Origin of the sequence: Ruminococcus sp. YE282 (assembly GCA_900101355.1) — a bacterium.
GTDB classification, from domain to species: domain Bacteria; phylum Bacillota; class Clostridia; order Oscillospirales; family Acutalibacteraceae; genus Ruminococcoides; species Ruminococcoides bromii_A.
In genome coordinates this window covers 1-3,215 of record FMUV01000071.1, presented here as the reverse complement: position 1 = coordinate 3,215, position 3,215 = coordinate 1, and the positions used below count along the sequence as shown (strand labels likewise).

Below are 3,215 nucleotides of genomic sequence, written 5' to 3'. Positions count from 1 at the left end.
TGCAAGCAGTGCAAAGAAGCGACAGCTTCTCGGGATTTCGGGGTGGGATTTATTCCACACCGAATTTTCGGATGGAACTCGCCGCCTTTAGGGGGCGAGGAACATCTGCACTTAGATTATAGAACATTACATGGTTTTTTTCAAGTTTATTAACACGATTTTGTCCAAAATCCAAGGTACAAACGCATAAACACCACAATAGTGCAAAAAATATTACCACCTCAAACGAAAGGGCGGTATTAATATGAAAAAAAGTCACGAAAAACAAGACGACCAAAACAATAAAAATGAGCAGTATCCGATAGAGTTTCCGTCACGAAACGGCAAAGTCCAAAATTCTCCGATTGTTGACAATGTCGTGGAAAACGAGACATTCCCTCTGCGCCTTGACGGCACAAATGGGATCCGCAACCAAAGCGGCGTTCACATCAACACGTTTGACCAAATCACAGAGGTTGTGGCAACCGAGGCCGTTCCGTCTGACGCAGAACAAATTCAGCAGGAACAACATCTGTAAAATAATATCCAAACAGCAAGTGATAAGGGCAGATGCCTTTATCGCTTGTTTTTTATTATGAAATCCGAATTGTAGTTAGTTATAGTCTCAGTTTATAGCTCACAATTGCTTTATTGTATTGGACAAAAGATTGAATTTATTATACAATAAGGTCACAGCAAACAAAGAGGGAGGCAAATACAGTGAAAATCTTATTTTTCTGCATAGACTGCCGATGTCGGCAAATTGCTAACGGCTATTTGCCCAATCGAATGTGCAAGCGAATGTATAACTAAGCACAGCATTAACAAACTCACAACTTCTTAAATTCTGCTCAGCCATACCAACAAAACCTATAAAAAACATATACTTTATTAAATTATTGAGCAGAAATATCGTAATAAAAATACTACTTAACAATCGGAGGAATTAAAAATGGCAGATATCAGAGATTCAAAAAATTGGGCATTCGAAACACGTCAGGTACAAATCGGTCAGGAACAGGCAGACCCTGCAACAGACGCAAGAGCTGTTCCGATTTATGCAACTTCATCATATGTATTTCACAATTCACAGCATGCAGCAGACCGTTTTGGTCTGAGAGACGCCGGCAATATCTACGGCAGACTTACAAACCCGACTCAAAGCGTTTTTGAAGAAAGAATAGCTTCTCTTGAGGGAGGCAGTGCCGCACTTGCAACTTCATCGGGAGCTGCTGCGGTAACATACACAATTCAGGCTCTTGCAAAAAGCGGCGAGCACATTGTGGCTTCAAAAACAATTTACGGCGGCACATATAATCTTCTTGCACACACACTTCCGCTTACATCCGGAGTTACAACAACCTTTGTTGACCCTGATGTTGAGGGCTCGTTTGAAGCCGCAATTCAGGACAACACAAAGGCATTATATATTGAAACCCTCGGCAATCCAAATTCAAACATCATCGACATTGAGGCTGTTGCGAAAATCGCCCACAAGCACGGTATTCCGCTTGTTGTTGACTCAACATTTGCAACTCCGTACCTTGTAAGACCTTTTGAATACGGTGCAGACATTGTTATTCATTCGGCAACAAAGTTCATCGGCGGTCACGGTGCGGCAATCGGCGGCGTTATCATTGAAAGCGGAAATTACGATTGGAAAGCAACAGACAAATATCCTTGGATTTCTGAGCCGAACCCAAGCTATCACGGAATCAGCTTTGCAGACGCAACAGCTCCGGCTGCATTTGTAACCTACATTCGTGCAATTCTTCTTCGTGACACAGGTTCAACACTTTCTCCGTTCCATGCATTTCTGTTTTTGCAGGGACTTGAAACCCTTTCGCTTCGTGTTGAACGCCACGTACAGAATGCTCTCAAAGTTGTTGACTACCTTTCAAAGCATCCTCAGGTTGAGGCTGTACATCATCCGTCATTGCCAACTGAGCCAAGCCACGCTTTGTATAAAAAATATTTCCCTAACGGCGGCGGTTCAATCTTCACCTTTGAGATAAAGGGCGATGACAAAACAGCGCAAAAGTTTATTGACAACCTTGCAATCTTCTCATTGCTTGCAAACGTAGCAGATGTAAAATCACTTGTTATTCACCCGGCAAGCACAACACATTCTCAGCTTAATGAAGAAGAACTTCTTGACCAAGGAATCAAGCCAAACACAATCAGACTTTCAATCGGCATTGAAAAGGCTGAAGACCTCATAGCAGCACTTGACGCAGCGTTTGAGGCAGTAAAATAAATTAAAATCCCTATAAAATAATATTACTCTTTTACATTGGAAACCTCTTATAAAACCTCTTGATAATAAAAACTTTCAAATTTTTCTGACATAATACCAAGCGGCTGTATCAAAAACAATTCTGATACAGCCGCTCATTTTTTCTGAAAAATCAGACAAAATAATTATGAATGATTATTCAAACAATTATTTCATACTGTTTTCGTAAGATTCAATCATCTTTTTAACCATCTGGCCGCCGACTGAACCTGCTTCTCTTGCAGAAATGTCGCCGTTATATCCCTGTTTGAGGTTTACGCCAACTTCATTGGCACACTCCATCTTAAAGCGTTCCATTGCTTCCTTTGCCTGGGGAACATTAAGCTGGTTATTGTTGCTTGACATAGTTTTTTCTCCTTTTTAAAAAAGTTTTAATTTATCTCAAGCGGCGTTTCGGCTTCCCGATTTATCGCCGCAATAGTATTGTGTGAAGATAATCCGATTTTATTTTATGTAAATTTTTCTTGTTTTTTTGCTTTTTTTAAACAAGAATTTTCGAGAAAAACACATATATAAACTCACAAACATTCTATTGTCATTGCTTTTATAATAGGTTATGCAAAAAGGACATTGAAACAAATCAATGCCCTTTTATGTATCTATTATTAAAGTTTATACAATTTTCTCAAAAACCATAGTGGCTTGAATTCTGTCTCCGCCCATAAGTCCTTTGCTTCCGCCATTTGACGTTGTAATTGTGTGAAGTCGGTATCCCTTTTGAGCTTGATGATTTATGGCGTCTTCCAACTCAGTAAGATTTCCCGAACCTGTACCTAAAAATTTTTCCTTTAATGTAACCTGAAGTACAACATAATGATAATCCTTACCCGATGCGGTTGAAAATGTTGTAGAATCGCTAAAATCCATAAATATAACCTCCAAAATAAAAATTTTATAGAGATATTTTACCATATAGTTCCATATTACTCAAGTAAAATTT

At 39.4% G+C, this 3,215-nt stretch carries 4 protein-coding genes; 2 read left to right on the top strand and 2 right to left on the bottom strand.

What is annotated here, in order from left to right:
• The first annotated feature begins 244 nt into the window (after window positions 1-244).
• Window positions 245-517 (top strand): hypothetical protein, encoded by a 273-nt coding sequence (locus BLP46_RS12635; RefSeq protein WP_092979396.1) that lies wholly within the window; start codon window positions 245-247, stop codon window positions 515-517.
• Window positions 518-931: 414 nt separating this feature from the next.
• Complete coding sequence (locus tag BLP46_RS12630; RefSeq protein ID WP_092979394.1) at window positions 932-2,236, top strand: O-acetylhomoserine aminocarboxypropyltransferase/cysteine synthase family protein; 1,305 nt, start codon at window positions 932-934, stop codon at window positions 2,234-2,236.
• A 186-nt stretch (window positions 2,237-2,422) separates the two neighbouring features.
• Here BLP46_RS12630 and BLP46_RS12625 read toward each other — a convergent pair whose 3' ends face one another.
• Window positions 2,423-2,620: an alpha/beta-type small acid-soluble spore protein gene (locus BLP46_RS12625; RefSeq protein WP_092979391.1), complete on the bottom strand. Its 198-nt coding sequence runs from the start codon at window positions 2,618-2,620 to the stop codon at window positions 2,423-2,425.
• 267 nt (window positions 2,621-2,887) lie between these two features.
• Window positions 2,888-3,142, bottom strand: a complete 255-nt coding sequence (locus BLP46_RS12620) for a DUF4177 domain-containing protein (protein WP_092979390.1) — start codon at window positions 3,140-3,142, stop codon at window positions 2,888-2,890.
• Window positions 3,143-3,215 lie beyond the last annotated feature (73 nt).